The sequence below is a fragment of the Streptococcus sp. HMSC077D04 genome (assembly GCF_001808785.1).
Lineage (GTDB): Bacteria > Bacillota > Bacilli > Lactobacillales > Streptococcaceae > Streptococcus > Streptococcus mitis_BX.
Window position 1 is genome coordinate 1320 of sequence record NZ_KV794539.1, and the last position, 270, is coordinate 1589.

1 protein-coding gene is annotated in these 270 nt (G+C 33.3%); it reads right to left on the reverse strand.

What is annotated here, in order from left to right; genetic code table 11:
• Positions 1-44 precede the first annotated feature (44 nt).
• A partial coding sequence (locus HMPREF2701_RS11525) for a hypothetical protein (RefSeq protein ID WP_261674417.1) occupies positions 45-270 on the reverse strand: 226 nt, incomplete at its 5' end.

The following is a 270-nucleotide window of genomic DNA, read 5'->3' on the forward strand; positions in this document are numbered from 1 at the left end:
TTACCGCGCTTTTCTTTTCTTGTCCGCTATTTGTATCTATTTTTTTAATCTAATTCAAAAGAAAGTTGTTCTTGCTTTTCTTTTCCTTTTTCGTGGAATTGTCTTAAGGCCTGATCAATAATATCTAAATCCGTTTCTGTTTCAATCAATGGCGCGAGTACATCGTATTCGGCCTTTTTTGTTTGATAGTCCTCTTCCTTTGGAAAATTTTTCTCAATTTCTACCTCAGCAGTAGTCAATTTATCCTTTAATTCATCCAATAAGTTCTGA